Source organism: Mesorhizobium subarcticum, from assembly GCF_055456085.1.
Genome location: NZ_CM144237.1, coordinates 497,542 through 522,068 on the forward strand (window position 1 = coordinate 497,542; position 24,527 = coordinate 522,068).

The 24,527-nt window shown below is 62.4% G+C and carries 22 protein-coding genes; 3 read left to right on the forward strand and 19 right to left on the reverse strand.

What is annotated here, in order from left to right:
- Positions 1 to 17 precede the first annotated feature (17 nt).
- Both fabI and ACZYHG_RS02320 read left to right on the forward strand, forming a co-directional pair.
- Positions 18 to 821 carry an enoyl-ACP reductase FabI gene (fabI, locus tag ACZYHG_RS02315; protein ID WP_464612359.1) on the forward strand — a complete coding sequence of 268 codons (804 nt, stop codon included), beginning with the start codon at positions 18 to 20 and terminating at the stop codon, positions 819 to 821.
- Between the two features lie 175 nt (positions 822 to 996).
- A complete protein-coding gene (locus tag ACZYHG_RS02320) occupies positions 997 to 2,541 on the forward strand; it encodes a putative bifunctional diguanylate cyclase/phosphodiesterase (RefSeq protein ID WP_464612360.1) in 1,545 nt (514 codons plus the stop codon).
- Between the two features lie 17 nt (positions 2,542 to 2,558).
- Here the strand turns inward: ACZYHG_RS02320 and ACZYHG_RS02325 are convergent, their stop codons facing one another.
- From ACZYHG_RS02325 to rimP, 10 genes are all read right to left on the reverse strand, one after another.
- Positions 2,559 to 3,572, reverse strand: a complete 1,014-nt coding sequence (locus ACZYHG_RS02325) for a class I SAM-dependent methyltransferase (protein WP_464612361.1) — start codon at positions 3,570 to 3,572, stop codon at positions 2,559 to 2,561.
- Between the two features lie 69 nt (positions 3,573 to 3,641).
- On the reverse strand, positions 3,642 to 5,789 hold the full coding sequence (gene pnp, locus ACZYHG_RS02330; protein ID WP_464612362.1) for a polyribonucleotide nucleotidyltransferase: 2,148 nt from the start codon (positions 5,787 to 5,789) through the stop codon (positions 3,642 to 3,644).
- 280 nt (positions 5,790 to 6,069) lie between these two features.
- On the reverse strand, positions 6,070 to 6,444 hold the full coding sequence (gene rpsO / locus ACZYHG_RS02335; protein ID WP_272481095.1) for a 30S ribosomal protein S15: 375 nt from the start codon (positions 6,442 to 6,444) through the stop codon (positions 6,070 to 6,072).
- A gap of 78 nt (positions 6,445 to 6,522) precedes the next feature.
- Positions 6,523 to 7,617: a magnesium/cobalt transporter CorA gene (corA, locus tag ACZYHG_RS02340; RefSeq protein ID WP_464612363.1), complete on the reverse strand. Its 1,095-nt coding sequence runs from the start codon at positions 7,615 to 7,617 to the stop codon at positions 6,523 to 6,525.
- Between the two features lie 123 nt (positions 7,618 to 7,740).
- The gene (gene truB, locus ACZYHG_RS02345; protein ID WP_464612364.1) at positions 7,741 to 8,718 is read right to left on the reverse strand and encodes a tRNA pseudouridine(55) synthase TruB; all 978 of its coding nucleotides are present in this window, start codon (positions 8,716 to 8,718) and stop codon (positions 7,741 to 7,743) included.
- Positions 8,718 to 9,173 (reverse strand): 30S ribosome-binding factor RbfA, encoded by a 456-nt coding sequence (gene rbfA, locus ACZYHG_RS02350; protein ID WP_464612365.1) that lies wholly within the window; start codon positions 9,171 to 9,173, stop codon positions 8,718 to 8,720. The genes truB and rbfA overlap by 1 nt, the downstream gene beginning before the upstream one ends.
- 126 nt (positions 9,174 to 9,299) lie before the next feature.
- Positions 9,300 to 11,873 (reverse strand): translation initiation factor IF-2, encoded by a 2,574-nt coding sequence (gene infB, locus ACZYHG_RS02355; RefSeq protein ID WP_464612366.1) that lies wholly within the window; start codon positions 11,871 to 11,873, stop codon positions 9,300 to 9,302.
- Positions 11,870 to 12,520, reverse strand: a complete 651-nt coding sequence (locus ACZYHG_RS02360) for an RNA-binding protein (protein ID WP_027032984.1) — start codon at positions 12,518 to 12,520, stop codon at positions 11,870 to 11,872. Before ACZYHG_RS02360 ends, infB begins: the two co-directional genes overlap by 4 nt.
- A 38-nt stretch (positions 12,521 to 12,558) precedes the next feature.
- Entirely contained in the window at positions 12,559 to 14,154 is a 1,596-nt protein-coding gene (gene nusA, locus ACZYHG_RS02365; RefSeq protein ID WP_027061028.1) for a transcription termination factor NusA, read from the reverse strand.
- 48 nt (positions 14,155 to 14,202) lie between these two features.
- Positions 14,203 to 14,847, reverse strand: a complete 645-nt coding sequence (rimP, locus tag ACZYHG_RS02370; RefSeq protein ID WP_027061029.1) for a ribosome maturation factor RimP — start codon at positions 14,845 to 14,847, stop codon at positions 14,203 to 14,205.
- Between the two features lie 350 nt (positions 14,848 to 15,197).
- Between rimP and ACZYHG_RS02375 the strand changes: the two genes are divergently transcribed.
- Positions 15,198 to 15,362, forward strand: a complete 165-nt coding sequence (locus ACZYHG_RS02375; RefSeq protein ID WP_080680922.1) for a hypothetical protein — start codon at positions 15,198 to 15,200, stop codon at positions 15,360 to 15,362.
- Between the two features lie 92 nt (positions 15,363 to 15,454).
- On the opposite strand, the gene trmB is transcribed toward ACZYHG_RS02375, so the two are convergent.
- From trmB to miaB, 9 genes are all read right to left on the reverse strand, one after another.
- Positions 15,455 to 16,156 (reverse strand): tRNA (guanine(46)-N(7))-methyltransferase TrmB, encoded by a 702-nt coding sequence (trmB, locus tag ACZYHG_RS02380; protein WP_464612367.1) that lies wholly within the window; start codon positions 16,154 to 16,156, stop codon positions 15,455 to 15,457.
- 26 nt (positions 16,157 to 16,182) lie between these two features.
- Positions 16,183 to 17,448, reverse strand: coding sequence for a methionine adenosyltransferase (metK, locus tag ACZYHG_RS02385; protein WP_464612368.1), 1,266 nt, complete (start codon positions 17,446 to 17,448; stop codon positions 16,183 to 16,185).
- A gap of 168 nt (positions 17,449 to 17,616) precedes the next feature.
- Positions 17,617 to 18,036, reverse strand: coding sequence for a helix-turn-helix domain-containing protein (locus tag ACZYHG_RS02390; protein ID WP_027032979.1), 420 nt, complete (start codon positions 18,034 to 18,036; stop codon positions 17,617 to 17,619).
- A gap of 139 nt (positions 18,037 to 18,175) precedes the next feature.
- Positions 18,176 to 19,768, reverse strand: coding sequence for an apolipoprotein N-acyltransferase (gene lnt / locus ACZYHG_RS02395; RefSeq protein WP_464612369.1), 1,593 nt, complete (start codon positions 19,766 to 19,768; stop codon positions 18,176 to 18,178).
- 99 nt (positions 19,769 to 19,867) lie between these two features.
- Entirely contained in the window at positions 19,868 to 20,338 is a 471-nt protein-coding gene (locus tag ACZYHG_RS02400; RefSeq protein ID WP_464612370.1) for a VOC family protein, read from the reverse strand.
- A gap of 16 nt (positions 20,339 to 20,354) precedes the next feature.
- Complete coding sequence (locus ACZYHG_RS02405) at positions 20,355 to 21,449, reverse strand: hemolysin family protein (protein WP_464612371.1); 1,095 nt, start codon at positions 21,447 to 21,449, stop codon at positions 20,355 to 20,357.
- A gap of 27 nt (positions 21,450 to 21,476) precedes the next feature.
- Positions 21,477 to 21,977 carry an rRNA maturation RNase YbeY gene (ybeY, locus tag ACZYHG_RS02410; RefSeq protein ID WP_464612372.1) on the reverse strand — a complete coding sequence of 167 codons (501 nt, stop codon included), beginning with the start codon at positions 21,975 to 21,977 and terminating at the stop codon, positions 21,477 to 21,479.
- Positions 21,978 to 21,995: 18 nt separating this feature from the next.
- Positions 21,996 to 22,988: a PhoH family protein gene (locus ACZYHG_RS02415; protein ID WP_027032975.1), complete on the reverse strand. Its 993-nt coding sequence runs from the start codon at positions 22,986 to 22,988 to the stop codon at positions 21,996 to 21,998.
- Positions 22,989 to 23,071: 83 nt separating this feature from the next.
- Positions 23,072 to 24,481: a tRNA (N6-isopentenyl adenosine(37)-C2)-methylthiotransferase MiaB gene (miaB, locus tag ACZYHG_RS02420; RefSeq protein WP_464612373.1), complete on the reverse strand. Its 1,410-nt coding sequence runs from the start codon at positions 24,479 to 24,481 to the stop codon at positions 23,072 to 23,074.
- Positions 24,482 to 24,527: the final 46 nt, after the last annotated feature.

Genomic DNA, 24,527 nt, shown 5'->3' on the forward strand with positions numbered 1-24,527 from the left:
CTAAAAGGATTGCAGTCATGGACGGACTGATGAAGGGCAAGCGCGGGCTTGTCATGGGCGTCGCCAACGATCATTCGATTGCCTGGGGCATCGCCCGGAAATTGTCCGAGCATGGCGCGGAGCTCGCCTTCACCTATCAGGGCGAGGCCTTCGGCCGCCGGGTCAAGCCGCTCGCCGACAAGCTCGGCGCCTCGCTCGTCGTTCCCTGCGATGTCGAGGACAGCGCATCAGTGGCCGCCACGTTCGAGACGCTTGGCAAGGAATGGGGCGGACTGGACTTCGTCGTCCACGCCATCGGCTTTTCCGACAAGAACGAGTTGAAGGGCCTTTACGCCGACACCAGCCGGGACAACTTCGTCCGCACCATGGTGATCTCCTGCTACTCCTTCACCGAGGTGGCCCGCAATGCAGCGCCACTGATGACGGAGGGCGGCTCGATGATCACGCTGACCTATGCCGGTTCGGTCCGCGTCATGCCGAACTACAATGTCATGGGCGTCGCCAAGGCCGGCCTGGAGGCCAGCGTGCGCTATCTTGCCAACGACTACGGCCCGCGCGGCATCCGGGTGAACGGCATCTCGGCAGGACCGGTACGCACGCTCGCCGGCGCCGGCATTTCGGACGCCCGCCACATGTTCTCCTACCAGCAGCGCAACTCGCCGCTGCGTCGCACGGTGACCATCGACGAAGTCGGCGGCTCGGCGCTTTATCTGCTGTCCGACCTCGCCTCCGGCGTCACCGGCGAAATCCACTATGTCGATTCCGGCTATCACATCGTGTCGATGCCGACGCTTGATGAGTTGAAGCAAACGGATGGCTAACGAGCCCTGAATCGGCTCAAGGCGACACGCTTTGGGCAACATGCATAGAGCCGGTTCGGAGAGATGGCCCTTTTCCAGTAAAAAAATGATCCCCTCCAGTAAAATTGGATTTATTCGCGGAAACTGATTTTAAGAAGATCTCCGCTATAGAGTCCGGCAATCTGGGGACCTTTGAATGCCTGCCGTCAGCAACCCGAAGCGAACACCAGTGTTCCGACTGCTCACCATAGCAAGCTCGGGCATTGGCAGTTTCGTCCTCGGCATCTGGGGCCTGAAGCACGGTCTCGGCGATGAGTTTGCCGGCATATCGGTGGACATGATGGTCGCGATCATGGCCGCGCTATGCGCGCTGGCGGCGTCGGTGGCGGCAATGTCCTTCTTCGCTGGCGTCGATGAATCGGCGGATTTCGTCTTCAACGAAACCCATTTCGACAAGCTGACGGGATTGCTGGCGCGCCCGGCGATGGTCGGCAAGATCGCCGAGGCGGCATGCGCGACAAGCCGGACGGGGGAACCGATGTTCCTGATCGACATCGACATCGACCGTTTCAAGCACATCAACGACGCGATTGGATACAGTCAGGGCGATGAGCTGATCCGCGCCTTCACCAAGCGGCTGCAGAGCTGCGTACCGCCGCGCGCCCTTATTGGACGCATCGGTGCCGGCGAGTTCGCGGTGCTGATCCCGGATCATCAGATCTCGGGAACGATGGAAAGCATGGTCGAGAGGCTCATCGACGAGATGATGGAGCCCTATGAACTCAGCAGCCATCAGCAATCGGTAGGTCTGTCCGTGGGTATCGTGGCCATGCCCAAGGATGGCGTCGATCCGGTCCTTATCCTGCGCCGCTCCAACCTGGCGCTGCAGAATGCGCGCGCCAGCGGGGTCGGCAACTGGTCGGTGTTCGACAGCGAGATGGGGCGCGTCGCCGATTATCGCCAATGGGTCGAATCCGAACTGCACACCGCGTTCGAACGCGGAGACTTCGACCTCCACTATCAGCCGCAGCTCGACCTGCCGACCGGCCGTATCGTCGGCTATGAAGCGCTGATCCGCTGGAACCATCCTCAACGCGGCATGATCCCGCCCATGGAATTCATCCAGATCGCCGAGGAAACCGGGATGATCAACCCGATCGGCGAATGGGTTCTGCGCAAGGCCTGCAGCGACGCCCGCCATTTGCCGGACGACTGCTTCGTCGCCGTTAACATCTCGCCGGTCCAGTTCATGACCAAGGATTTCGTCGGCATCGTGCGCGATACAATGCGGGCCACGGGCATCAAGCCATCACGGCTGGAGCTGGAAGTGACAGAAACGGCGATGATGCAGGACCGTGACCGCGCGGCCGCCATCCTCAAAGAGCTTGCCGAGATGGGCATCTCGGTTGCCGTCGATGATTTCGGCACCGGCTATTCCAATCTGAGCTACCTGATCGATTTCTCGTTCGGCAAGTTGAAGATCGACCGTTCCTTCGTCAGCCGCATCGATACCGACTCCAGCTCCGGCGCCGTCGTCTCGACCATTGTCGGGCTTTCTCGTGCGCTGGGCGTCAGCATCATTGCCGAAGGCGTCGAGACGGAAAGCCAGGCGACGCTGCTGCGGGCAGCCGGCTGCGAGGTCGTGCAGGGTTATCTGTTCGGCCGGCCGGCGCCGCTCAAGTTCAGCGCTGTTGACGGGCACGCCACCGACGAGGTTCGTCGCGTCGCCAATCTGCACTGAAAACCCGCCGCATTGTTTCAGCGACGTGCGACAAACACCTTGAACATGCCGTCGCGGGCAAGCTCCGCATGGCTGGCAAAGACAGCCGACAGCACGGGTTCGTAAGGAAGCTGGCGGTTGGCGACCATGAACAGCTTGCCACCAGGCTTCAACGCCTTGGCTGCCGCGCGGATCATGCCGGCGCCGATCTCCGGCTCTGCTGCCCTGCTGCGGTGAAAAGGCGGGTTCATGACGATGGCGTCATAGCGGCGCTCGACAGGCTCGGCGAGCAGATCAATCCAGAAAAAACCCGGGACGGCGGCAGTATTGCCGATGTTGCCCTTTGCCGCTTCGAGCGAGGCAAAGTCCGCTTCGTAGAGGTCGAGCCCTGATATGCCGGAGGAGCGCGCGGCGACCTCGGCGGCCACATAGCCCCAACCGGCGCAGAAATCGGCAATGTTGCCGCGCAGGTCGCCGGGCAGATTATCCACCAGAAGTTTCGAGCCGGCGTCGACCTTGTCGAAGGAAAACATGCCTGGCGCGGCGTGGAACCGGCCGTCCACCAGCAGGGCAGGATTGGCGGCGCGCAGTCTTTCCGCAGCCTCCAGATCGGCAGGCCGGCGAAGCCAGAAGGCGATGCCGTGATACTTCGGCAGATGGCCTTCAAGCGGCACCAACTCGTCGATGCGTTTGCGCAGGCTGGCGATGCCCTCATCCTTGCCACCGGCAACAACGATCGATCCGCCGGGGGCTACGCGCTTCAGGGCCTCCGCGATGCGCATTTCGTTTTGTCCACGATGGCGGCCGGCAAGCACCAGCGCCGCATCGAAACCGGCCCCTTCCCCCAACGGCGTGATCGTCAGGCCAGACGCCTGCAAGGTGCGAAAATACGGCCTGAAGCCCTGCACAGCATGCAGCATCGCGGCAAAACCTTCCGGCAGACGGAAACCGGGCTCGGCGCCCAGAAAGAGAACACGCTCGCCCTTTCGCGGTAAAGGAAGCGCCTCGGCCTCGAAGGGATGGAACAGTGTCTTCAGCGGCTCAGCGGCCATTCTTGCCCCTTGTAAACGAAAACGGGCGCGACATGTGCCGCGCCCGTTCTAACTTCACTATCAGACCGCTCAGGCGGCGTTTTCTTCGCCTTCGGTCTTCTTGTCGCGAGCGAGTTCCTTGCCGGTGGCCTGGTCGACGACCTTCATCGAGAGGCGGACCTTGCCGCGCTCGTCGAAGCCCATCAGCTTGACCCAGACCTTGTCGCCTTCCTTGACGACGTCCGAGGTCTTGGCGACCCGGTCGTTGGCAAGCTGCGAGATGTGGACGAGGCCGTCACGCGGACCGAAGAAGTTAACGAAGGCGCCGAAGTCGGCGGTCTTGACGACCGTGCCTTCGTAGATCTCGCCGACTTCCGGCTCGGCGACGATGGTGTGGATCCACTTCTTCGCCGCCTCGATCTCCTTGGCGTTCGACGAAGCGATCTTGACCGTGCCGTCGTCTTCGATGTTGATCTTGGCGCCAGTCTTCTCGACGATTTCACGGATGACCTTGCCGCCCGAGCCGATCACGTCGCGGATCTTGTCGGTCGGGATGTGCATCACTTCGATGCGCGGCGCGAACTCGCCGAGTTCCGAACGCGCGCCGGTCAGCGCGTGGCCCATTTCGCCCAGGATATGCAAGCGACCGTCCTTGGCCTGGCCAAGCGCGATCTTCATGATCTCTTCGGTGATGCCATCGATCTTGATGTCCATCTGCAGCGAGGTGATGCCGCCTTCAGTGCCGGCGACCTTGAAGTCCATGTCGCCGAGGTGATCCTCGTCGCCAAGGATGTCGGAGAGCACGGCGAAGCGATCGCCTTCCTTGATCAGGCCCATGGCGATGCCGGCAACGGGCTTGGCCAGCGGCACACCAGCATCCATCAGCGCCAGCGAGGTGCCGCAGACAGTCGCCATCGACGACGAGCCGTTGGACTCGGTGATCTCCGAAACCACGCGCAGCGTGTAGGGGAACTGGTCAGCGGAGGGCAGCATCGGGCGGATGGCGCGCCAGGCGAGCTTGCCATGGCCAATTTCGCGGCGGCCCGGCGAACCCATGCGGCCGGTCTCACCGACGGAGTAGGGAGGGAAGTTGTAGTGGAGGAGGAACTTCTCCTTGTACATGCCGGTCAGCGAATCGACATACTGCTCGTCCTCACCGGTGCCCAGCGTGGCAACGACCAGCGCCTGGGTCTCGCCGCGAGTGAACAGCGCCGAACCATGGGTGCGCGGCAGGACGCCGACTTCCGAGACGATCTTGCGAACCGTGCTCAGGTCACGACCATCGATGCGCGAGCCGGTGTCGAGGATGTTCCAGCGCACGACCTTGGCCTGCAGCTCCTTGAACACGGAACCGATCTGCTCGGAGGTGTACTTGGCGTCTTCGCCTTCAGCCGGAGCAAACGCAGCCTTGACCTTGGCCTTGACGGCGTCGACGGCGGCGTAACGCTTCTGCTTGTCGACGTTCTTGTAGGCAGTGCTAAGCTCATCGCCGACGATCTTCAGCATCTCGGCTTCAAGCGCTGAATAGTCCGGCGCGGTAAAGTCGCGCGGCTCCTTGGCGGCAACTTCGGCCAGCTTGATGATGGCGTCGATGACCGGCTGGAAGCCCTTGTGGCCAAACATGACGGCGCCGAGCATCAGCTCTTCGCCAAGTTCCTTGGCTTCGGACTCGACCATCAGCACGGCGTCGGCGGTGCCGGCGACAACGAGGTCGAGCTTGGATTCCTGCATCTCATCGACATGCGGGTTGAGCACGTATTCGCCGTTGATGTAGCCGACACGGGCGCCGCCGATCGGGCCCATGAACGGAACACCGGAGAGCGTCAGGGCAGCCGAGGTGGCGACGATCGACACGATGTCGGGATCGTTCTCGAGGTCGTGCTGGACGACGGTGCAGACGATCTGCGTGTCGTTCTTGTAGCCGGCGGCGAAGAGCGGGCGGATCGGGCGGTCGATGAGGCGGGAAACCAGCGTTTCCTTTTCGCTCGGACGGCCTTCGCGCTTGAAGTAGCCGCCCGGAATCTTGCCGGCGGCGTAGGTCTTTTCCTGGTAGTTGACGGTCAGCGGGAAGAAATCGAGGCCTGGCTTCGGCTCCTTCATCGAAACGACGGTGGCCAGAACCTTGGTCTCGCCGTAGGTCGCGAGTACCGCGCCGTCAGCCTGACGCGCGATCTTGCCGGTTTCGAGGATGAGCGGACGGCCGCCCCATTCGATTTCTACTTTGTGGTGATTGAACATGTCTTGTCCTTAATAAGCGGAAAGGGCCGCGCCGTTTCACGGTGCGCGGATGCCCTTTCCCTGGCTTCCTTTCTCGGGCAGCCACGGGCAAGACAACGGGAAGCTCGGGTAAATTTCGGCGCGGGCTAAGCGCACGAGCGTCCTGCAATCCTGCCCCATGACCGTCCATGGGCGGTTTCGAGTGGCCCTCTGCACGCTCGAAACCGGGTCTGGCCAATCGATACGACTGGCAGAATGCGCGACCGGCGGGCTCTCCTGAGAAAGCCCGCCGGTCAATTCGTCAACGGCGCAGACCGAGCTTCTCGATCAACGTCTGGTAGCGCGCGTCATCCTTGCGCTTGAGATAATCAAGCAGGCTGCGGCGCTGGGAGACGAGAGCGAGCAGACCACGGCGGGAATGGTTATCCTTCTTGTGGTCCTTGAAGTGGTCGGTCAGGTTCTTGATGCGCTCGGAAAGGATGGCCACCTGGACTTCCGGAGACCCGGTATCGCCCTTGGCGGTTGCGAATTCACCCATCAATTCCTGTTTGCGCTCGGCAGTAATCGACATCGTGTTTTTCCTTATCTGTTTGAGGAAACGGGTCGCCCTCAGCCGGGATGTCGTCCAGCAGGGGCCGGTGCAAGCAAAGCGTCTTGGCGCTATGCTGCGGCGCATATAGTGCAATTCCCCGGAAAACACCAGCCCAATTCACGAAGCCGGCTTTTCAGCCTCAAATGGGAGAATTTATCGCTGTCAAAGCCATTTCTTCCATTTGAAGAAGGCAATCAAGCCGACCGCGACAACAGCCATGAACAGCAGCGACAAGGGATAGCCGTAATAAGCTTTCAGCTCCGGCATGTTCCATGGCGAGGATTCAGGATCGAAGTTCATACCCCAGACGCCGACCAGGAAGGTGAGCGGCATGAAGATCACCGAGACGATGGTGAGATAGCTGATGACGTCGTTGGTGCGCGCCTGGCTCAGCGACAGATGCATCTCGATCAAGCCGGTCAGCATGTCGCGCTGGGTCTCGACCAGTTCGATCAGCCTCAACGTGTGGTCGAGTGTGTCGTTGAAGAAAATCTTGGTCTCGGCCTTCACATAAGGCACGTCGTTGCGGATCAGTGTCGCCACGGCATCGCGCATCGGCCATAGCACGCCCTTCAGCACATTGGCATCGCGCCGCAATTCGTGCAGCTGCCGCATCTGGTGCTTGTGTGTCGTGTTCAGCATCTGGTCCTCGATGTTGTCGACCAGGTCGCCGGCCACCTCGATCGGCGGAAAATAGCTGTCGACGATGGCGTCGATCAGCGCGTAGGCGAGATAGTCGGCGCCGCGGGCCCGCAATCGGTTGGGCGCCGAACTCTCGATGCGCTTGCGCACGGGATCGAACGGATCTCCCTCACGTTCCTGGAAGGTAACGACGAAATTCTTGCCGAAGAACACGGCGATCTGTTCGTAACGGTGGGCCGTGACGTCGTCGATCATGCGCATGACGACGAAGGCGTGGTCCTCGAAGAAATCGACCTTCGGCCGCTGGCCGGTGTTGACGACGTCTTCCAGAGCCAGCGGATGCAGGTTGAAAATCCGGCCGATCTCCTCGATCAGCTGGATGTTGGCGAGGCCCGTACAGTCCAGCCAGACGACCGGCCAGTTGTCGCAATGGGTATTGAGATCGTCGATGCTGGCATCGTTGATGGTCTTGAATTTCTCGGGCGAGATCAGGGTCAGCCTCAGCTCGCTGCGGCGCGCCGCCGGATCAGCGATCAGCGTGCCCGGCGAGGCACCGACCGGCGGTCGCCGCGTCTTCACCGGCGCCCGCTTTTTCACCGCCTCGGCCTTGACCATGTGCCCCTCGAGCGTAAATCGACTTGAAGTTAGAGTCTTACCTTCTCGCAATTCCCAAGGGAAAGCTCTACGCGCTTTTCCCGGGAAAACCGTTTGACACTTTTCCTGGAATTGCTTTAGCCGTCACCCGGCAAAGACCCGCTTGGGCTTGAACATGCCTTGTTCGATCGCGCCGATGGCAACCAGCTTGCCGCGCGCCGTGGCGCAGGCTTCTTCCGCCTCCACGGGCGCATCGCGGCCGCGAATGATGACCGGGTTGCCGAGGCGGATCTTTGTCGCCGCATCGTCGCTGATGGCGATCTGCGGCAGGCAGTCGAGAGCCGCTGAGGTATCGACAAGAAGCGCATCGATGGCGCTGAAATCTACCGGCACTTCAATCGCATCAGCATCGTCGGCAGGCTCTGGCTCATCCTCACCTTGCGCACCGAAGCGAGCCGCTTCCAATTCGGCGATGGTGACGAAATCTTCCGGCGTGAACGGTTCGACCTCGACCCGGCGCAATTCGCTGATGTGGCCGAAGCAGCCGAGGTCCCTACCCATGTCACGGGCCAGCGAGCGCACATAGGTGCCTTTGCCACATTCGATCTCGAAAATTGTGTGATCAGCGTGGTGCTCGATGACATCCAGACGACCGATCTCAATCTCCCGCGCCGGTATATCGACCGTCTCGCCTTCGCGGGCAAGGTCGTAGGCGCGTTCACCCGCAATCTTGATGGCCGAGAATTGCGGCGGCGTCTGCATGATGACGCCGGTGTATTTGGGCAGCAGCGCGCGCACCTCGGCTTCCGCCGGACGCAGGTCGGAGCTCTTCGTCACCGGCCCCTCGAGATCGTCGGTGGAGCGCTCATCGCCCCAGGCAACGGTGAAGCGATAGATCTTGGCGCCGTCCTGAACGTAGGGCACGGTCTTGGTGGCTTCACCGAGCGCAATCGGCAGCATGCCGGAAGCCAGCGGATCGAGCGTGCCGGCATGGCCGGCCTTTTCCGCCTGGAACAGCCATTTGATCTTGGACACGGCCTCGGTCGAGCCCATGCCAACCGGCTTATCGAGCACCACCCAGCCGGAGATCGGCCGGCCCTTCTTCTTGCCACGGCGCCCCATTATTCGCTGTCCCTGTCGTCTTTGGCCTTCTCGTCTTTGGCCTTGTCGTCGTCTTTTTGTTGGTCGTCGGCGCCCAGATCGCGCGCCACTTCTGGCGACTTCAGGAGGTCGTTGATCCTGGCGAAATTGTCGAATGAGGTGTCGAGCTTGAAGCGGAACTCCGGCATGAACTTCATTTGCCGCAGCGCGCCGGAGACACGGCCGCGGATGAATTTCGCATGCTTGTTCAGCGCTTCGACCACCGCATCAGTATCCTTGGCGCCAAGCGGCGAGACGAACGCGGTAGCGACCCTCAGATCGGTGGACATACGCACTTCCGAGACCGAAATGACGGTATTCTCGATCAGCGGATCGATGATTTCACCGCGCTGCAAGGTTTCGGAGAGCGCATGGCGCACCTGCTCGGCGACGCGCAGCATGCGCTGGGATGGGCTGGATGTGGTTGGACGGGGCATTTTTCTCAATCCTGAAAGCGTGGGGCGCGGGATAGGACCGTGCCGCATGTCTCAAACGGGTCATTCTCAACGAGCTTGGGGCGGCGGTCTTTCGACCACCGCCCGATACCGACAGACCACTCGAACTCAGAGCGTCCGGGTCACCATTTCGACGCGGAAGCACTCGATGACGTCGCCGACGCGCATGTCCTCGTAGTTCTGGAAGGCCATGCCGCACTCCTGGCCGCCGGGGACTTCCGAAACTTCGTCCTTGAAGCGCTTCAGGGTCTTCAGCGTGCCTTCGTGGATGACGACGTTGTCGCGGATCAGGCGTACGCCAGCACCGCGCTCGACCTTGCCTTCGGTGACACGGCAGCCGGCGATCTTGCCAACCTTGGTGATGTCGAAGATCTCGAGGATCTCGGCATTGCCGATGAAGGTCTCGCGACGCTCCGGCGACAGCAGGCCCGACAGAGCCGCCTTCACATCATCCACGAGGTTGTAGATGATCGAATAATAGCGGATTTCGATGCCCGCTGCCACAGCAGCGGCACGCGCCTGCACGTTGGCACGGACGTTGAAGCCGATGATCGCGGCCCCAGACGTCTCCGCCAGCGAGACGTCGCTTTCGGTGATGGCGCCGGCGCCGGCATGCACGATGCGCGCACGCACCTCATCAGTGCCAAGCTTGTCGAGCGCGGCGTTGATCGCCTCGATCGAGCCCTGCACGTCGCCCTTGATGACCAGCGGGAACTCTTTCAGCCCGCTCGTCTGCAGTTGCGACATCATCTGTTCCAGCGAGCCGCGCTGGCCAGCATGCCTGGCAACCGCCTTCTCGCGCGCCAGACGCTGGCGATACTCGGTGATTTCGCGGGCGCGGGCTTCGTTGTTGACCACGGCGAAGCGGTCACCAGCCTGCGGCGTGCCCTGAAGGCCGAGCACCTCGACCGGCATCGCCGGCGGCGCTTCCTTGATCTGCTCGCCACGATCGTTGACCAGAGCGCGCACCCGGCCCCATTCGTTGCCGGCGACAAGGATGTCGCCAGGCATCAAGGTGCCGGTCTGCACCAGCACCGTAGCAACAGGACCGCGGCCCTTGTCGAGCTGCGCCTCGATGACGACACCCTCGGCGGTACGGTCCGGATTGGCCTTCAGGTCGAGGATTTCGGCCTGCAGCAGGATCGCCTCGAGCAGCTTGTCGAGATTGGTGCCCTTGGTTGCCGACACTTCGACGTCAAGCACTTCACCGCCCATGGATTCGACGAAGACTTCATGGCGCAGCAGTTCCGAGCGAACCTTCTGCGGATCAGCGTCATGCTTGTCGATCTTGTTGATCGCCACGATGATCGGAACGCCGGCCGCCTTGGCGTGGCTGATCGATTCGATCGTCTGCGGCATGACGCTGTCATCGGCCGCCACCACCAGAATGGCAATGTCGGTGGCCTGGGCGCCGCGGGCGCGCATCGCCGTGAAGGCGGCGTGGCCGGGCGTGTCGATGAAGGTGATCTTGTGACCGTTCTTCTCGACCTGATAGGCACCGATATGCTGGGTGATGCCGCCGGCTTCACCGGAGACGACATTGGCATTGCGGATCGCGTCGAGCAGCGAGGTCTTGCCGTGATCGACATGGCCCATGATCGTCACGACAGGAGGACGCGACACCAGGTCCTCGGTGTTGTCGGCGATGTTGAACAAGCCTTCCTCGATGTCGGACTCGGCAACGCGGCGAACCGTATGGCCAAATTCGGTGGCAACCAGCTCGGCCGTGTCGGCGTCGATGACGTCGCCAGGCTTCAGGATCTGACCCTGCTTCATGAAGTACTTGACCAGATCGACCGCACGCTCGGACATGCGCTGCGCCAGTTCCTGGATGGTGATGGTCTCCGGCAGGATCACTTCGCGCATGACTTTCTCGCGCGGCTCATTGTGCATCGCGCGTTTGAATTTTTCCTGGCGACGACGCATCGACGACAGCGAGCGGGCGCGCGCATCCTCGTCGGAAAGCGCTGAATTCAGCGTCAGCTTGCCACGGCGGCGGTCTTCCTCGCTCTTGGTCGGCTTGGCCGGACGCGCCACTTCGGGCGTGACCAGGCGGCGCACCGGCGCACCGGCTACGGCCCGCTTCGGCTTGACCTCTTCCTCGTCATCGGCGGTTGCCAATTCAGCGGCTTGCGGCGCGCGGCGGCGCGCCTCTTCCTCGGCGCGGCGGCGGGATTCGGCCTCGGTCTGCAACCGTGCCTCTTCCTCGGCCTGGCGGCGCGCGGAGTCCTCGCGTTCGCGCTTGCGCCGCTCCTCATCATCGGCGCGGCGCTTGGCATCTTCGGCGGCGCGCTGGCGGTCTTCGACCTCGCGGACCTTCGAGCCCTCAAGCGCCCTGCGGCGCGCTTCCATTTCGCTGCGCGACAGCTCGTTCAGCACCATACCGCCGCGTTCGACCGGGGCTGGTGGCGGCGGCGGAGGTGGCGCCTTTGGCGCTTCCTGTACGACAGGCGCGGCCACAACCACCGGCTTCGGTGCGAAGACGGGAGCGGCGACCGGCTCCGGCTTGTCGCCGGGCATCGAAAATTTGCGCTTCTTGGTTTCGACGACGACCTGCTTGGTGCGGCCGTGCGAGAAATTCTGACGCACAGTGCCCTGCTCCATGCCGGGGCGCTTCAGCGTCAAGGTCTTCTTCGGCGTCACACTCAGCGTATTGTCGTCACCCGATTTCGTATCGCTCATTCCATATCCTCTGCGGCATCATCTTCGTCAGCAACAGCCGCAAGCATTGCCAGATCGTCCGGGGTACCGCCCCGATATCGGTCGAGCGCAACCATGCGCTTCTGGACCGCCTTGCCCGCGTCTCCCGCGAGAACGGCAGCATGTATCACATTTGTGCCCCCCAATGCCAAGCTCAACTCGGCCTCGGAGAAAAGTTTGTAGGCAAGGATGGAAGGGCCGCCGAGATGGACGGTCGCCCGCCGCGCCTGGCTGATCTTGCGCACGCCATCGTCGGATGCTTCGGTCGCGTGGAGCACGAAAAGCGCCAACCCGCCGCGCACCGCGCTCTCTACCTTGGTGGCACCAAGAGAAATCGCGCCTGCCTTGCGGGCAAGACCCAACATGCCCAAAGCGTATCTGGAAAGCAGCCCGTCAACCATACCGCCAAGATCGGGCGGCACGACCACCTGTGCCTTGAAGGCGCGGGCAAAAAGGTTCTTGGCCGCCGCCTTGTCGATATGTAGGCGGTCGGCGCTCACCCAGCAACCACGGCCGGGCAGATTTCTCTTGAGATCAGGAACGACGGCCGAATCCGGGCCGACGACGAACCGGATCAATTCATCCGGTTCGGCCTGCTTGCGTGTAACGATGCAGGTGCGATCGTTCATCTCGTCCTGGGGCGGGTTCGGTGCGATGCGGTTTCACCTCACGCACCGACGGCTTCGTCAGCCGACACTTCTTCGGCCGCAAGCTCGTCTTCGGTGATCCAGCCGGCCTTGAGGCGGGCAGCCAGAACCATCTGCTCGGCATCGGCGCGCGCGACGCCGTGGCTGGCCAGGACGCCTGGATAAACTTTTGTCTCGCCGTCCTTGCGTTCCTTCCAGCCGGTCAGGTCATCCGCGGCATAGCCGGCGAAATCCTCGATGGTCTTCACGCCGTCCTCGCCGAGCGTCACCAGCATGGCGGTGGTGATGCCGGGGATTTCGCGCAGCTCGTCGGCGACGCCGAGCGCCTTGCGCTTCTCGTCGTGCTCGGCCTCGATCTTCTCCAGATATTCGCGGGCGCGGGTCTGGATTTCGGAAGCGGTATCTTCGTCGAAGCCGTCGATCGAGGCGATCTCGCTGGAGTCGACATAGGCGACTTCCTCAACGCTGGTGAAGCCTTCGGAGGCCAGCACCTGGCCGACCATCTCGTCGACGTCGAGGGCTTCCATGAACAGCGACGAACGCTCGACGAATTCCTTCTGGCGGCGCTCGGACTCCTCGGCCTCGGTCAGGATGTCGATATCCCAGCCGGTCAGCTGCGAGGCGAGACGCACGTTCTGGCCGCGGCGACCGATGGCCAGCGACAGCTGATCGTCGGGGACCACGACTTCGATGCGCTCGGCGTCTTCGTCGAGCACGACCTTGGCGACTTCCGCCGGCTGCAGCGCATTGACGATGAAGGACGCGGCCGAGGGCGACCACGGAATGATGTCGATCTTCTCGCCCTGCAATTCACCGACGACGGCCTGGACGCGGCTGCCGCGCATACCGACGCAGGCGCCGACCGGATCGATCGAGCTGTCACGTGAGATGACGGCGATCTTGGCACGCGAGCCCGGATCGCGGGCGACGGCCTTAATCTCGATGATGCCGTCATAGATCTCCGGCACTTCCATGGTGAAGAGCTTGGCCATGAACTGCGGATGGGTACGCGACAGGAATATCTGCGGGCCGCGCTGCTCGCGGCGCACGTCGTAGACATAGGCGCGGACGCGGTCGCCATACTTGTAATTTTCGCGCGGGATCAGTTCGTCACGGCGGATGATCGCCTCGCCACGGCCGAGATCAACGATGACGTTGCCATATTCGACACGCTTGACGGTGCCGTTGACGATCTCGCCAATGCGATCCTTGTACTCATCATACTGGCGGTCGCGCTCGGCCTCGCGCACCTTCTGCACGATGACCTGCTTGGCCGACTGGGCGGCGATGCGGCCGAAATCCATCGGCGGCAGCTGTTCGGCGATGAAGTCGCCGAGCTGGGCGTCGGGATTGCGTTCGCGGGCCGAGGAGATAGCGATCTGCGTGGCATAGTCGTCGACCTTTTCGACCACTTCCATCAGCCGCTGCAGCTTCATCTCGCCGGTGTTGGGATTGATGTCGGCGCGGATGTTGGTCTCCTGGCCATACCGCGAGCGTGCCGCCTTCTGGATCGCATCGGCCATGGCGGCGATGACGATCGACTTGTCGATCGACTTTTCACGCGCGACCGCGTCGGCAATCTGCAGCAGTTCAAGTCTGTTGGCGCTAACAACCATCTTATTTCTCCCGAGCTTGTTGCCGAGCTTTTACGCCCGGCGGCTCAATCATAGTTCCTGTTCGATTTCGTCTTCCGCGCCGCCCTCAGCACCCTCGGGTGCATCATCAGGTTCGCCGCGGCGTTTCTTGGCTTCCTTGCGTTCCCGGTTGTCCTTCGACAGGGCCTCACGGATGAGGTCGTCGGTCAGGATCAGCCGCACATCGGCGATCGCGTCATAGGGAACGCGCACCGTCGGTTCCTCGCCATAGGCCGCCTTGTCGCGCTCGATCAGCACATCATCCTCGCCGGCCTCGGCAATCTTGCCCTTGAAGCGCTTGCGGTCGGCAACGACGATCGATGTTTCCATCTTCACCAGATGACCGGTCCAGGTCACGAAATCCGATTTGCGGACCAGCGGCCGGTCGATACCGGGCGAAGAGACTTCGAGGTGATAGGCCTTTTCGATCGGGTCATCGACGTCGAGCGCCGGTGACACCGCGCGGCTGACCTCTTCGCAATCCTCGACGGTCATGGTGCCGTCCTCACGTTCGGCCATGATCTGCAGCGTCAGCCCGTTCTGGCCGGACAGATGCACGCGCACGAGGCGAAAGCCGATGCCGCGCAGCACCGGCTGAACGATCAGCGCAATGCGTGCATCAATGCCGCTTTCGCGGATGATGCGGTCGTCACCTTCGCTTGCCGTTGCAGTCATCAATTGCCTGTCGTTCGTTTCGCAATGTTCTTTAGTTTGCGCATCGGAACCATCCGAAAACCGCTTCGCACTTTTCGGTCCGGTGCAGCCGGCAGGTAACAAAAAAGAGCGGGACCGGGTGGACCCACTCTTCGTCATACCGACCAAGAATTTGAGGCTGATATAAACGAACACGGCCTGTGTTTCAAGCCCGCCGTGGCGGGCCGGCAAAAGCCCTGACAGCACCAGCATTGCTCCAGGCGCATGGCCGCCATGCGGCAATCCCCCTGTGAGAGCCGGCAGAGCGCTCTTATTTGTTAGCCACGACACGAACAGAAAGAGCGCGCGGTGGCGCGCGAAAGGACAAGATCATGAGCAACCGTAGAATATTTTCCGCCCTGGGTGATCTCTTCACCACATTTGGCAGCGCCGTCGCCGCATCGCGCGCCGTGGAAGCCGGCCGCAAGCCGCGCGCGGACGATTTGCGCACGCTCGGCATGGATCCGGCCATCTTCAACAGGATCGGCCGTTTCTGAAAATCCGGCGATAGGTGCCGTAGACTCTTTGTTTTGACGCAATTCCGGACGGAAAACCGTTACACACTTTCCTGGAATTGCTTCAGGGCCGCCTATTTCCTGATAAAGGTAAGATAGGCTGGCCCGCGGCCCTCACGAATGGCTTTTGCCTCGTAACGCGTGCCCGGCCAGCCGTCGTAAGGGCGATGCCAGTCGGTCGCTTCCGCTGCCTGCCATGCGAAAGCGCCATGCTCCCGGCAATGCAGCAAGGTCCAGTTCACATAGGTGTCGATATCGGACGCGAAGCGGAACTTTGAGCCCGGTTTGAGAACACGCGCGAAACGGTCGAGATTGACCGGGCCGACGAAACGCCGCTTCCAGTGCTTCTTCTTCGGCCAGGGATCCGGATAGAGAAGATCGATGCCGTCAAGAGAGGCTTGCGGCAGCCAGTCGAGCAATTGCGTGGCATCGTCATCAAAGACACGCAAATTGGCCAGCGGCCTTTGCCGCACCGCCATCATCATCTTGGCCATGCCATTGACGAAGGGCTCGACGCCGATGAAGCCGGTTGTCGGTGCTTCGAGCGCGCGGTGCAGAAGATGCTCGCCGCCACCAAAGCCGATCTCGAGCCGGACTGCCGAAACGTCAATTTCAAACAGATTGCGCAGATCTGGCGGCGCTTCAGCCTTCAGATCGAGGCCATAGGCGCCAAGGCCGCTTTCCAACGCCGCCGCCTGCTGCGGACGCACCGGCTTGCCACGCCGACGACCGAAGAAGGCTTCGGTCGCACGGCTTGGCCTGTCTTGCGGGCTCATCGGGTGGTGCAAGGCCGTCGTGGCGCTCAGGCCGCGACAGCATCCTTGAGCGCCTTGGCGAGATCGGTCTTTTCCCAGGAGAAAGACCCATCACGGCCGGCCTTGCGGCCGAAATGGCCGTAGGACGACGTCTTGGCGTAGATCGGCTTGTTGAGGTCGAGATGGCGGCGGATGCCTGACGGCGACAGGTCCATCACGGTGCGCAGCGCGTCCTCGAGCTTTGCCTCATCGACCTTGCCGGTGCCATGCAGGTCGACATAGACCGACAAAGGCTGGGCGACGCCGATGGCGTAGGAAAGCTGGATGGTGCAGCGGTCGGCAAGCTTCGCCGCCACCACATTCTTGGCCAGGTAGCGCGCCGCGTAAGCCGCCGAACGGTCGACCTTGGTGGTGTCCTTGCCGGAGAAGGCGCCGCCGCCATGGGGAGCAGCACCACCATAGGTGTCGACGATGATCTTGCGGCCGGTCAGCCCGGCATCACCGTCCGGGCCGCCAATGACGAACTTGCCTGTCGGGTTGATGTACCACATGCAATCGTCGGCGATCTTGAGGTCGCCCAATGCCTCGCGGATGTATGGCTCTACGACCTTGCGGACCTTGTTGGAATCCCAGGTGGCGTCGAGATGCTGGGTCGACAGCACGATCTGCGTTGCCTCGGCAGCCTTGCCGTCGACGTAGCGGACGGTGACCTGGCTCTTGGCGTCCGGCCCGAGCTTGCCGGCCTCGCCGTTGTTTTCGTGGCGGGCGGCGGCGAGCAGTTCGAGGATCTTGTGGCTGTAGTAGATCGGCGCCGGCATCAGGTCCGGCGTCTCGCGGCAGGCATAGCCGAACATGATGCCCTGGTCGCCGGCACCTTCCTCGCCCTGGCGGTCGGACGCGTTGTCGACGCCCTGGCCGATGTCGGGCGACTGACCATGCAGCAGAACCTCGATCTTGGCCGTCTTCCAGTGGAAACCGGCCTGCTCATAGCCGATCTCGCGAATCGCCTTGCGGGCGACCGACTTGAACTTGGCCGGGTTGATGATCGAATGTCCGGCCGCATCCTTGAGGATATTGCCGGCCTTGTCCTTCTTCAGCAGCGTCTCGGGAACGCGCACTTCGCCGGCGATGACGACGCGGTTGGTGGTCGCCAGCGTCTCGCAGGCGACACGGACTTTCCATGGGTCCATGCCGGTCTTCTTGGCTTCACGGTAGACCAGATCGACGATCTCGTCGGAGATCCGGTCACAGACTTTGTCGGGATGGCCCTCGGCAACGGATTCCGAGGTAAAGAAGTAGTTCTGCCGCGTCACGGGTGTCCCCTCTTGAAAAACGATCGGCAGGCTGCCGATTTTGGCGCGCCACGTGTTAGCGGGGCAAAGCGCCGCTCGTCAAGCGTTGCCGCCATTCTGGCACGACTGTCGATGTCGATATCTTGTGCCACCGGCGGCAAACGCCGCCGGCTCGAGGCGCATTGAGGGTCAGTCGAGATCGTCGGCGGCGAGCGACTTCACCAGGTCGATGATCCTGCGGCGCACCTTGACGTCGGCGATCTTGACGAACGCCCGGTTGAGTTGAAGGCCTTCGGGGCTTCCGCAGAACTCGACTGCGAAAGCCATCGACGCATCCTCCGAAAATCCACGGCCGGCCACCGCTTCCTGGCCCGGCGCATCCTCGAAAAAGAAGGCGACGGGCACCCCGAGTATGGAGGCAATCGCCTGCAGCCGGCTGGCGCCGACGCGATTGGTGCCTTTTTCATATTTCTGGATCTGTTGAAACGTGATGCCGAGATTCTCACCCAGCTTTTCCTGGCTCATTCCGAGCATGTTGCGCCGAAGCCGGACGCGACTTCCAACGTGGATGTCGATGGGATTCGGTTTCTTCTTGTTTTCTTCTGTCATTTTTTCCTCGCCGAATTTTTTCGGCTTTGTGATTTTTTTCTCGCCCAAAAAATGCCGGAGGCGACTGCCCCAACAGAACGATCCACCAGCTTCGAGAAATTTTCAGGCGATACAGTATGAGTTTCTAATGTGTCGACTGTCAATTCACCCGTAGCCTGTGCCTTACGTTCAACAGCGCCCCGACCAGCGCAAACAGCAACATGATCAGCATTCCGTTAATGCGCCGCTGACTGGGGGAAACTACACTCTGTCCGGAAATCGGCACCTTCACATCGATGGCCCCGCGCGCGTCGATCGCCAGCGCGTCTACGACGCGGCCATGTGGGTCGACGACGGCCGAGATGCCGTTGTTGGCAGCACGCAGCAAGGGCAATCCGTTCTCCACCGCGCGAATCTGGGCCTGCCTGAAATGCTGATACGGTCCCGGCGTGTCGCCGAACCACGCATCATTGGTAACGTTCACAATAAGCTGCGCTGACGTAGCGTCAACTGCCACAAGATCGGGAAAGATCACCTCATAACAGATAAATGGCAGGGCACGGATGCCGCCCGGCAGCGTGATGGCGTGGCGCTCGTTGCCGGCGGCGAACGTCACCGGTCCGGCGACAAGCTGTGCGATGCCGAAACGGTTGAACAGGTCGGCGAAAGGCAGGTATTCGCCGAACGGCACCAGATGGACCTTGTCGACGGCGTCAGCGATTTCGCCCTTGTCATTGATCGCCACCACGGAGTTGTAATAGCGGCTGTCGGTGCCGGCCGCCGAGCCGCCTTCCTCGCGAACGACCCCGGCGATCAGCGTCTGGCCATCGGCCAGCATGTCACCCAGCGCCGTCAGCGCGTCCGGGCGTTCGGTGAAGAGGAATGGCACGGAGGTTTCCGGCCAAAGAATGAGCTGTGGCTTGCCGTGACCGGGGTCCGGCGCCTTGGCGGACAGACCCAGCAAGGTGGCGAAGATGCGGTCGCGCACCGAAGCGTCCCACTTTTCACTGAGGTCGACGGCCGGCTGGACGATGCGGACATCCAGGCTGCGCTCGGCCGGCTTTTCAGGCGCGGCCAGCCTGACATAGCCGAAGCCGACATGGGCGGCGGCCAGCACGACGAACAGCGCCGCGCCCAGGCGAAGATGCCGGCGCGCCGCCAGCAATGCGGGCAGCGCGAAGACGAACACGGCAAGCGCGTTCATGCCGATCATGCCGGTCACCGACACGCTTTGCATCAGAAGGGGCACCGGCATTGCCGCGTAGCCGATGGCATTCCAGGGAAAACCGGTGAACAGGAAGCCGCGCAGCCACTCGGTCAACCCGAAGCCGAAGGCAAGGGCGGCGATGCGGCCGATATCGCTGCTCCACAGGAGCCGGGCGACCACCGTTGCGAAGCCATAGAAAAAGGCGAGTGCAAAGGGAATGCCGACCACGGCGAAGGGCAGCGCCCAGGCAAAATCGTCGGCCTCGACCAGCAGCGCCGAGCCGATCCACCAGAGACCGGCGAGGAAATAGCCGAAACCGAACCACCAGCCGACGGCGAAGGCCGGCCGCAGGCGCCGGAACAGGCTGCCCGAGGCTTCGCCGGTCGCGCCGTCGAGCAGCCAGACCAACAGCGGAAACGAGATGAAGCAGGCGGCGAAGAAATCGTAAGGCGCCTGGCCAAGCACCGCCAGCGCTCCAGCCAGAAAAGCCACGAGCGCCCGCCGCCAACCCCAAAGCAGAATTATCCGGCCGGCAAGGCGCTCCATGCAAACTTCCGAGTCGCGCGAATCAGGAGGCCAAGATTTATCAGGCCGCGGCCCGCACTCCAAACGTCGGCCGGTCGGGCGCAGCGTCCGGTGGCCACTCTACCGGTGCCACCCTTCGATGATGAGACCGCTCAACCGCTCGGCCTCTTCGCGCGACACCAAACGGATAGGCTGGCTGAAGATCCAGACATGGCCTTCGGGATCGCGGGCCCGGTACTGGCGTTCACCGTAGAACTGGTCCGCCGGCTCCTGGATTATGTCGGCACCAGCTGCCCGTGCCTGCTCGCAATGCGCATCCAGGCCGTCCTTCAGCCTGACATAGACCGATTGCGTGTTCTTGCCCGCGACTGACGCCGGGCTTGCGACATAGTCGGTCCATTCGGAATCGACGATGATGGTGCACTCGCCAAACCTCATCTCGGAATGAACGAGCTTTCCGTCGGCGTCGCTGACAACCATGCTGCGCTCGAAGCCGAAAGCCGCTTCGAGCCACGCCAGCGCGGCGCGAGGATCCCTGTAGAAGACGCCAGAGCCCAGACTTGCGTGCTTGAACGGGTCGTCGATGGTCATCGGGCGAGCGGAATGCTCAGGCCTGCTCGGTGCGAGCCGTGGCGCGCCGGCGGCGCTCGCCCTTCTGGCTCTGCACGATGCGCACGCGCTTGACGCGGCGCGGATCGGCATCGAGGACATGAAATTCGAAGCCCGGAATGGCCTGCACCACCTCGCCACGCGCGGGCACGCGGCCGAGCGTGTTGAAGATCATGCCACCGATCGTGTCGACATATTCGCCATGCTCGCCGGCGGCGAAATCCTCGCCGATCATCTTGGCGACGTCGTCGATCTCGGCCTTGCCGTCGACAATGAACACGCCGTCGCCGGCCTGGGTGATCATCGGTTCGTCATCGTCATGCTCGTCCTCGATGTCGCCGACGACCATCTCGACGATGTCCTCAAGCGAGACAAGGCCGTCCGTACCGCCATATTCATCGATGACCAGCGCCATCTGCGTGCGCGTCGTCTGCATGCGGCCCATCAGGTCGGAGGCCAGCATCGACGGCGGCACGAACAGAACCTGGCGGATCAGGTTGAGGTCGCCAATGGTGCGCGCGAGATCGACCTGGGCGAGATCCAATTGCGTGGCGACGGGTGTTTTCCTGGTCGTGCGGCCCTTCTTGACGCGCGCGAGCTTGGTGATGTGGGCCAGCACGTCGCGGATATGAACCATGCCACGCGGATCATCGAGCGTCTCGGAATAGACCGGCATGCGGGAGTGGCCGGATTGTTCGAAAGTGCCCAGGAGATCGCCGAGCGTCGTGGTGATCTCGATCGCCTCGATGTCGGCGCGCGGCACCATGACGTCCTCGACGCGCACCTCGCGCAGCCGCAGGATGTTGTTGAGCATGGCGCGCTCGCCAGGCGAAAAGGATTCGGCGTCGCTGGTGGTCTCGGCCAGCGCGCCGGCGATTTCCTCGCGCAGGCTGGTTCCGTTGCGTTGCCTGAACAGGCCGATTACTCGGTCGAACAGGGAAGGTCCGGCAGGCGAAGGCTCGCTGGCGGCGCTGCCGGTGCTGGGGACACCAGGGGTAACGGTACTCGGACTTGATCCCTCTTCCGACGTATCGGAAGCCTTGGGGGGACTGCCGGCGTCGGGGCGGGCGGCAGTTTCTGGTTTGTCGTTCATCGTCGTCCGGTCAATTGTCAGATGTAGTTACGCGTAGGGATCGGGAATGGCAAGCCTTGCGAGCGCTGCGCGTTCGATGGCCTCCATCTCCTCGGCCTCGTCGTCGGTCTCGTGATCATGGCCCAGCAAATGCAGCAGGCCATGGATAACGAGATGGGTGATATGGTTCTGCACCGGCTTGTCCTCCAGTACCGCTTCGCGTGAAACCGTTTCGGCGGCGAGCACGATATCGCCAAGCATCGGCGGCAGTGGGCCGCCTTTGGGAAAGGAAAAAGCCGGGAAAGACAGGACGTTGGTGGGTTTGTCCTTGCCGCGCCAGCCGGCGTTGAGGGTACGGATATGGGCGTCGTCGGAAAAGACGATGCTGAGTTCGGAACGGCCGGTCACGCCGGTCTCGGCAAAAGCAGCATCAACCGCGCGATCGACCAGTCGCGTCAGGCTTGCCTCATCGGGCCAGTCGCCCGCTTCGACCGATATATCGATGTCGACGGGGGAATTCCCCTCGCCGGATATGTTGTCCTCAGGCATGAACCCGCATCGTCAAGATCAATTCTCGGCGCCGAGGCCGCGTGCCAGCTTGGCGTCGCGGTCATAGGCCCTGACGATTTCCGCCACCAGCGGATGGCGAACGACGTCGATATCGTTGAAGCGCACGGTGACTGCGCCGGCCACGCCGTCGAGGACACGCAAGGCTTCGACCAGGCCCGATTTGGTACTCGAAGGCAGATCTATCTGCGTCGGATCGCCGGTGACGATCATGCGCGAGTTCTCGCCTAGACGGGTCAGGAACATCTTCATCTGCATCGGCGTGGTGTTCTGCGCCTCGTCGAGGATGACCGCCGCATGCGCCAGCGTACGGCCGCGCATGAAGGCGAGCGGGGCGATTTCGATGACTTCGGCGGCAATGGCGCGCTCGACCTTGTCGGCCGGCATCATGTCGTAGAGCGCGTCGTAGAGCGGCCGCAGATAGGGATCGACCTTCTCTTTCATGTCGCCAGGCAGGAAGCCCAGCCGTTCGCCGGCCTCGACCGCCGGCCGCGACAGGATGATGCGTTCGACCATGCCGCGCTCAAGCAGCATCGCGGCATGCGCCACAGCCAGATAGGTCTTGCCGGTACCGGCCGGACCGATGCCGAATACGAGTTCCGACCGCTCCAGTGCCCGCATATAGGCGTCCTGGTTGAGCGAACGGGCATAGATGGTCTTCTTGCGGGTCGCGATCTGGGCGGCGGAGACCTTGCCCTTGCGCTCCAGCGTCGGCAGCGTCAGCTGATCGTCGGCGGCGACCGCCATGCGCACGGCGCCGTCGACATCGGACTGGCCGATATCCACGCCCTTCTGCAGAATGCCGTACAGATTGTCCAACGCGCGGCGCGCCTGTTCGGCGGCCGAAGCCGACCCCTTGATGGTCAACTGGTTGCCGCGCGAGCGGATATCGACGCCGAGTTTCTGCTCGAGTCGGGCGAGGTTCTCATCGAACTGACCGTAAAGGGCGCTGGCAAGCTTGTTGTTGTCGAAAGTCAGAACGATGTGCGCCATGTCAGAAGCCCCAGATGCCGGTACCGGGGGCAGGTTCTTCAGCTCTGCTGCGCTCAACCGTCTCTCCTCATCTGCCGAGACCCTCAGGCCAATTCGGCGAACAGGCTGTTGTAGCCCGTCTTCGTGATTCGCACCCGGATAATGTCACCGATTTCGCCGGCCTTTTCATCAACAATAACGGGCTGCAGCCAAGGCGAGCGGCCAACCTTCTGGCCAGCCTGGCGGCCGGGCTTCTCGATCAGCGTGTTTATGGTGCTGCCGACCAGGCTCAAGCCGAAATCCTGCTGTTGTTTCAACAGCAGGGCCTGCAGCCGCTGCAGGCGCTCATCCTTGACCGTTTCGGGCACATGATCGGGCATGTCGGCGCCCGGCGTTCCGGGGCGCGGCGAATATTTGAACGAGAAGGCCGAAGCGTAGTTCACCTGGCGCACCAGTTCCATGGTCGCCTCGAAATCGGCTTCGGTCTCGCCGGGGAAGCCGACGATGAAATCACCTGACAGCGCAATATCGGGCCGGGCAGTGCGGATGCGGTCGAGCAGAGTCAGATAATCTCTCGCCGTATGCCTGCGATTCATCGCCTTGAGGATGCGATCGGACCCCGATTGCACCGGCAGATGCAGATAGGGCATCAGCGCCGGGAGATCTCGGTGGGCCGCGATCAGCTCATCATCCATGTCGCGCGGGTGGCTGGTGGTGTAGCGCAGCCGCGCCAGCCCGGGAATCTCGGCCAGCCGGAACAGCAGACGGCCAAGACCCCATTCTTCGCCATTGTCGCCCTTGCCATGCCAGGCATTGACGTTCTGGCCAAGCAGCGTCACTTCGCGCACGCCGGCTTCGGCCAGACGCTGCGCTTCGGCGACGATCTGCGCCACCGGCCGCGAGACTTCAGAGCCTCTTGTATAGGGCACGACGCAGAAGGTGCAGAACTTGTCGCAGCCTTCCTGCACGGTCAGGAAGGCGGTGACGCCGCGCTTGATGAGCTCGGCGCGCTTGGGCTGCGGCAGATGTTCGAACTTGTCCTCGATGGCGTAATCGGTCTCGACGATCTTCTCGCCGCCACGGACTCTCGCCAGCACGTCGGGCAAGCGATGATAGGTCTGCGGGCCGATGACCAGATCGACCGCGGGCGACCGACGGATGATCTCGGCGCCTTCGGCCTGCGCCACGCAACCAGCGACACCGATCAGCAGCTCGCGGCCGGCAATGGCGCGCTCCGCCTTCATGTCGCGGATGCGGCCGAGCTCGGAATAGACCTTTTCGGCCGCTTTTTCCCTGATGTGACAGGTGTTGAGCAGCACCAGATCGGCGTCGTCGATAACATCGGTCGCGGTATAGCCGTCGGCGGCCAGAGCATCGCCCATGCGCTGTGAATCATAGACGTTCATCTGGCAGCCATAGGTCTTGATGAAGACCTTCTTCGCTGCCGTGGCATGCACCGCGGGCTGTCCAGCCGCCGTCCCGATGTCGTCGCTTTCAATCGTGTTCAAGTCCATCCGGCGGCTTCTAACGCCTTTCGATGACAAAAAACAGACGATTCTC

Excerpts from the sequence above, each read along its gene's own strand:
- ACZYHG_RS02325 (WP_464612361.1), bottom strand. The coding sequence starts at position 3,572 with ATGGCCGCTGAGCCGCTGAAGACACTGTTCCATCCCTTCGAGGCCGAG.
- miaB (WP_464612373.1), bottom strand. The coding sequence starts at position 24,481 with ATGGACTTGAACACGATTGAAAGCGACGACATCGGGACGGCGGCTGGA.
- ACZYHG_RS02405 (WP_464612371.1), bottom strand. The coding sequence starts at position 21,449 with ATGAACGACAAACCAGAAACTGCCGCCCGCCCCGACGCCGGCAGTCCC.
- infB (WP_464612366.1), bottom strand. The coding sequence starts at position 11,873 with ATGAGCGATACGAAATCGGGTGACGACAATACGCTGAGTGTGACGCCG.
- rimP (WP_027061029.1), bottom strand. The coding sequence starts at position 14,847 with ATGACTGCAACGGCAAGCGAAGGTGACGACCGCATCATCCGCGAAAGC.
- nusA (WP_027061028.1), bottom strand. The coding sequence starts at position 14,154 with ATGGTTGTTAGCGCCAACAGACTTGAACTGCTGCAGATTGCCGACGCG.
- lnt (WP_464612369.1), bottom strand. The coding sequence starts at position 19,768 with ATGGAGCGCCTTGCCGGCCGGATAATTCTGCTTTGGGGTTGGCGGCGG.
- ACZYHG_RS02375 (WP_080680922.1), top strand. The coding sequence starts at position 15,198 with ATGAGCAACCGTAGAATATTTTCCGCCCTGGGTGATCTCTTCACCACA.
- corA (WP_464612363.1), bottom strand. The coding sequence starts at position 7,617 with ATGGTCAAGGCCGAGGCGGTGAAAAAGCGGGCGCCGGTGAAGACGCGG.
- ybeY (WP_464612372.1), bottom strand. The coding sequence starts at position 21,977 with ATGCCTGAGGACAACATATCCGGCGAGGGGAATTCCCCCGTCGACATC.
- ACZYHG_RS02415 (WP_027032975.1), bottom strand. The coding sequence starts at position 22,988 with ATGGCGCACATCGTTCTGACTTTCGACAACAACAAGCTTGCCAGCGCC.
- ACZYHG_RS02400 (WP_464612370.1), bottom strand. The coding sequence starts at position 20,338 with ATGACCATCGACGACCCGTTCAAGCACGCAAGTCTGGGCTCTGGCGTC.
- rbfA (WP_464612365.1), bottom strand. The coding sequence starts at position 9,173 with ATGCCCCGTCCAACCACATCCAGCCCATCCCAGCGCATGCTGCGCGTC.
- fabI (WP_464612359.1), top strand. The coding sequence starts at position 18 with ATGGACGGACTGATGAAGGGCAAGCGCGGGCTTGTCATGGGCGTCGCC.
- rpsO (WP_272481095.1), bottom strand. The coding sequence starts at position 6,444 with ATGCGCCGCAGCATAGCGCCAAGACGCTTTGCTTGCACCGGCCCCTGC.
- truB (WP_464612364.1), bottom strand. The coding sequence starts at position 8,718 with ATGGGGCGCCGTGGCAAGAAGAAGGGCCGGCCGATCTCCGGCTGGGTG.
- ACZYHG_RS02360 (WP_027032984.1), bottom strand. The coding sequence starts at position 12,520 with ATGAACGATCGCACCTGCATCGTTACACGCAAGCAGGCCGAACCGGAT.
- trmB (WP_464612367.1), bottom strand. The coding sequence starts at position 16,156 with ATGAGCCCGCAAGACAGGCCAAGCCGTGCGACCGAAGCCTTCTTCGGT.
- ACZYHG_RS02320 (WP_464612360.1), top strand. The coding sequence starts at position 997 with ATGCCTGCCGTCAGCAACCCGAAGCGAACACCAGTGTTCCGACTGCTC.
- pnp (WP_464612362.1), bottom strand. The coding sequence starts at position 5,789 with ATGTTCAATCACCACAAAGTAGAAATCGAATGGGGCGGCCGTCCGCTC.
- ACZYHG_RS02390 (WP_027032979.1), bottom strand. The coding sequence starts at position 18,036 with ATGACAGAAGAAAACAAGAAGAAACCGAATCCCATCGACATCCACGTT.